This is a genomic window from Thermocrinis sp., assembly GCF_036781485.1.
In the GTDB taxonomy this organism is placed as follows: domain Bacteria; phylum Aquificota; class Aquificia; order Aquificales; family Aquificaceae; genus Thermocrinis.
In genome coordinates this window covers 1-4,338 of sequence record NZ_DAIQAX010000011.1, presented here as the reverse complement: position 1 = coordinate 4,338, position 4,338 = coordinate 1, and the positions used below count along the sequence as shown (strand labels likewise).

General features: G+C 42.3%; 5 protein-coding genes. All 5 read left to right on the top strand.

Annotation, left to right across the window (positions count from 1 at the left end; all coding sequences use genetic code 11):
• Nucleotides 1-153 precede the first annotated feature (153 nt).
• From V7P40_RS06450 to V7P40_RS06430, 5 genes are read left to right on the top strand one after another with little or no spacing between them, the layout of a single operon-like run.
• Nucleotides 154-936: a heme-copper oxidase subunit III gene (locus V7P40_RS06450; protein WP_333785155.1), complete on the top strand. Its 783-nt coding sequence runs from the start codon at nucleotides 154-156 to the stop codon at nucleotides 934-936.
• Complete coding sequence (locus V7P40_RS06445) at nucleotides 933-1,700, top strand: SCO family protein (RefSeq protein WP_333785154.1); 768 nt, start codon at nucleotides 933-935, stop codon at nucleotides 1,698-1,700. The genes V7P40_RS06450 and V7P40_RS06445 overlap by 4 nt, the downstream gene beginning before the upstream one ends.
• Nucleotides 1,697-2,452: a cytochrome c oxidase subunit II gene (gene coxB, locus V7P40_RS06440; RefSeq protein WP_333785153.1), complete on the top strand. Its 756-nt coding sequence runs from the start codon at nucleotides 1,697-1,699 to the stop codon at nucleotides 2,450-2,452. The genes V7P40_RS06445 and coxB overlap by 4 nt, the downstream gene beginning before the upstream one ends.
• A gap of 13 nt (nucleotides 2,453-2,465) precedes the next feature.
• A complete protein-coding gene (locus V7P40_RS06435) occupies nucleotides 2,466-4,091 on the top strand; it encodes a cbb3-type cytochrome c oxidase subunit I (protein ID WP_333785152.1) in 1,626 nt (541 codons plus the stop codon).
• Nucleotides 4,092-4,143: 52 nt separating this feature from the next.
• The gene (locus V7P40_RS06430; RefSeq protein WP_333785151.1) at nucleotides 4,144-4,296 is read left to right on the top strand and encodes a hypothetical protein; all 153 of its coding nucleotides are present in this window, start codon (nucleotides 4,144-4,146) and stop codon (nucleotides 4,294-4,296) included.
• Nucleotides 4,297-4,338: the final 42 nt, after the last annotated feature.

Here is a 4,338-nt window from a genome sequence, read left to right as displayed (position 1 = left end):
CCTTCCCACAGGAAGGAATACTCCTTATAGCAATGACTTTGCATGTGATTTAAAATAGTTTTTTGATGCTAATAAATTTCATGATTTAAATCATACTATCACCATGTGAAAGTTTTTTATATTAGGAAATTTAAATCAAAAGGAGGAGTAAAAATGGCACAGCACGAGGTGCACCACCACCTTGGAGAGCATGAGTATAGCTTTTGGCCCTTACCTCTGGGACTGGCAATTCTTCTGATCCCTGTAACCTTTGTGTCTTACTTTGTGTGGCAAAAGCCCATGCTTGCCCTAATTTTGGGAGGGATATCACTGGTGCTATTCGTCCTGTCTTTGGCCGGTTGGGCCTATGAGTTTTTCAAAAAGGGGCACGAAGAAGGTTTGGGTTTCCCAGCTATGATCTTCTTTATAGTCTCTGAGGTGGTCATATTCGGAACAATGTTTGCGGCTTTCTACATGGCAAGGGTAGCCCATGCGGACAAGTGGGCTGGGTGGGTTCCAAAGGAAATGAACTTAGTAATGCCGGTTATACTTACTCTAATTCTCTGGACATCCAGTGCTACAGCTATAGTAGCAGAAAAGGCTATAGAATCTGGTAAAAAAGCTTTATCCGCTCTGTTCTTTTTGATAACAATAGGTCTTGGTCTTTTGTTTGCAGTTCTGCACATTTACGAATGGACCCATTTGTGGCATGGTGGTTTTACGATAAGTTCAAACATGTATGGCACAGGCTTCTATGCTCTTACGGGTATACACACATCCCACATATTCGTGGGTATATTCATGCAATTGGTTGCTATAGCTCTAATACTAACAAACCAAATATCACATCACAAAGGACACACTTACATTAGAGCCACTGTTCTTTACTGGCACTTTGTAGATATTATGTGGCTTTTGGTAGCAAGCAGTGCTTACTTAGTGGGGAGCTTGGTATGAAACTTATCCTTCTTCTGCTTCTTCCTCTTTTAACTATGGCTTACAGGATATCCAACCATGGCGAGCAGGATCTATCAGTTGTGAAAATTAGAGAGGAGCTATACTTGGGTAAGACGATACCCGACGCAAAGGTTAAAAATCTAACAGGAGATGTAAGTCTGAAAGAGTTTATAAACCAAAAACCCACAGCCCTGATCTTTGCTTACTATACTTGCGAAACCGCCTGTCCGCTTACGGTGAATAATGTAAGAAAGCTCACTAAAGAAAAATACAGAGATTATAAGTTTGTAGTTCTCTCCTTTGACGAGAAGGATAACCTACAGACTCTAAAAGCTTTCGTAGATAAGAACTTTGGAGGCCAAGTGCCGGAAAATTGGCTCGTGGGTCTTCTCTCAAAGGAAGATATAAAAAAGCTAACAGAAGCTACAGGCTACAAGTTTTATTACATACCAAGGGACAGAATCTTTATACACACCTCTGCAATAATCTTTATTTCGCCTTCTGGCAAAATAACCAGATACCTTTATGGAGCTTTTCCTACAGAAAAAGACCTCAAACTTGCATTCATAGAAGCTCAAAAGGAACAACCCAGGATTAACAATATAATTGACTTGGCTTTGCTCGCATGCTATAGATACGACAACGCAAGGAGTAAATACGTTATAGACCCTATGCTTATTTTTGCTGGTTTAGGTATTAGTGGAGTGCTTGCAACCTTTGGTTTAGCTTTATTATATAAATCAAGAAAGGAGGTTTTAAGATGAGGCGCACCACCTTAGGTATACTCAGTGCTTTTGGCTTAAGCTTTGCCCAGCCTCTGGCAGAGCCAGCCCCATTGTGGGACAAAATGTATTACATATGGCTGGCTATATCCGTGGTCATATACTTAGTGGTGTTCATACCAGGGGCTTACTTTTTAGTGAAGTACAGATATAAAAAAGGCTTCAACGAAGAAGCACAGCACGTTCATGAAAACCCTATGCTTGAAGTCCTTTGGACCATAATCCCTGTAATAATAGTTATATACCTTGCCACTCAGAGCTTTGCCTTTTATAAATCCCAAAGAACTGCTCCAGAAGGGGCTTTTGAAATAAAGGTAACGGGTTTTATGTGGGGTTGGTCCTTTGAATACCCTAATGGAAAACAGGTTTATGCTTTCTTTAATATGATTGAAGATCCAGAGACAAAATCTTACTTACCCTTTGACAAAATACCGGACATGGCAAAGGCTTACATACCTGCAGGAGTTCCTATAAAAGTTCTTCTTACCTCTCAGGATGTAATTCATTCCTTCTACGTCCAGCCTGCCAAAGTTACTGAGGATGCAGTTCCCGGAAGGATAACTCACATGTGGTTTAAGATCAACCAACCTGGAGAGTATTGGGCCTTTTGCAGAGAATACTGCGGGACCAAGCACTCAAAAATGGCTGCCGTGCTAAAAGTTGTTCCAAAGGAAGAGTTTGAAAAGTGGTACGGCGGATCTATAGATAGCAAGCAAGTATCCTTAAATAAATAAAGGAGGTGTAGCCATGGCGGTAGTAGGCGTACACAAACCGTGGTTTGGAGCCACTCTGAAGGAGTGGGTCTTTACCACAGACCACAAAAAGATAGGAGTAATGTATGGTATAACCAGCCTTATATTTTTCTTGATCGCGGGCATATCCGCCTTGGGCATAAGGCTCGAGCTTTTCCAACCTGGTTTGCAGTATGTGGATGAGGATCACTACAACCAACTTCTAACCTTGCACGGGGTTCTGATGCAGTTTTGGTGGGCTGTGGGTATATGGGGATCCTTCGGTAACTTCTTGCTTCCGCTCATGATAGGTGCAAGAGACGTAGCTTTTCCAAGACTGAACGCTCTGAGCTATTGGCTATTTTTTGCTGCAAGCGTTATGGCACTTCTTACCCTTCTGCCCGGAAGCCAAATAAGGATGATGTGGACTGGTTATCCACCCTTTTCTCTTAACGATAACGCAGGTCCTGTAGCTTTTTACGCCTTGATCATACACCTTCTTGGAGCATCTTCTTTGGCTTCTGCCATAAACTTGGTAGTTACAAACCTTAGCATGAGGGCTCCGGGTATAACCCTTAAAAAGATGAACCTATTCCTTCACTCCTTCTTGGCTATGAACGTGATACAGATCCTTGGTGTGCCAGCCCTTGCAGGTGCAGTGACCATGCTACTTTTGGACAAGTATTTCCACACCGCCTTCTTTGACCCCGCAAGAGGAGGAGACCCACTTCTCTATCAGAACATATTCTGGTTCTACTCCCACCCAGTTGTGTATGTTATGATTTTGCCAGCCTTCGGTTTAATCTCGGAGATGATAGCTACCTTCTCAAGGAGGGAAATATTTGGAAGGACCTCCATGATCTTTGCTATATGGGGTATAGCCATTCTTGGCTTTATGGTTTGGATCCATCACATGTTTACCAGCGGTGTGCCAGATTGGATAAGAATTCTGTTCTCCTACACCACAGTGCTTATAGGCGTGCCCACTGGTATTAAGATCTTCAACTGGATAGGCACCCTCTACAAGGGATCCATCCGCTTTACCACACCCATGCTTTATACACTTTCTGCCATATTCATGTTCTTGATAGGTGGTCTTACTGGAATACCTTTAGGTCTGCCAGCTTTTGACATAGGTATCCATGACTCTCACTTTGTAGTGGCTCACTTCCATTACGTTTTAGGTATGGCTCTAACCCTCGCAGTTTTTGGTGGATTCCACTATTGGTTCCCCAAGCTAACTGGCAAGATGTATAGTGAATTTTGGGGCAAAGTTGGGCTCGTGTTGATTATGATAGGTTCTAACATCTTTTACTTCCTTCAGTTTGTAGTAGGTCTTGAGGGTATGCCAAGGAGGTATGCAGATTACCCAGCCATAGAAAGTTGGATAGTGCTTCACCATTGGCAAACTTTTGGTGCTTTTATTCTTGCAATTGGTTTGGGTATAGTAATTCTTAACTTGATCCTATCTGCAAAGCTCGGAAAGAAGGCACCCGACAATCCTTGGGAATCTCCCTCTCTGGAATGGCTCATTCCCTCTCCACCCCCTCCTCACAACTTTGACAAAATCCCCCACATGCCCGAAGATTGGGACCCTTATAACTACGAATGGCTCAAAAAACACAAACAGCTCCATCGCTGATCTTATTGGGGGCTTTTGCCCCCTTTGAAAACTATGGAGCAGGGTGAATGATATGAAATTATTTGTAGCCTTTGCCCTTTTGGGTATGGTTTTATTATCTTTTCTCTTTGGTCTTTGGTTTTATAGCAACCCTCAGGTAAGAAAGGCAAAGATAGAAGAATACAAAGAGAAAATCCTCAAAAAGGAGAGGCGGTTTTGGAATTAAGGGAATCAATGGCAAAAGTTGAAGAAGTTATATATAATATTA

Bases quoted from the DNA above. Each gene is read 5' to 3' on its own strand.
- V7P40_RS06450 (WP_333785155.1), top strand. From the start codon at position 154: ATGGCACAGCACGAGGTGCACCACCACCTTGGAGAGCATGAGTATAGC.
- V7P40_RS06445 (WP_333785154.1), top strand. From the start codon at position 933: ATGAAACTTATCCTTCTTCTGCTTCTTCCTCTTTTAACTATGGCTTAC.
- coxB (WP_333785153.1), top strand. From the start codon at position 1,697: ATGAGGCGCACCACCTTAGGTATACTCAGTGCTTTTGGCTTAAGCTTT.
- V7P40_RS06435 (WP_333785152.1), top strand. From the start codon at position 2,466: ATGGCGGTAGTAGGCGTACACAAACCGTGGTTTGGAGCCACTCTGAAG.
- V7P40_RS06430 (WP_333785151.1), top strand. From the start codon at position 4,144: ATGAAATTATTTGTAGCCTTTGCCCTTTTGGGTATGGTTTTATTATCT.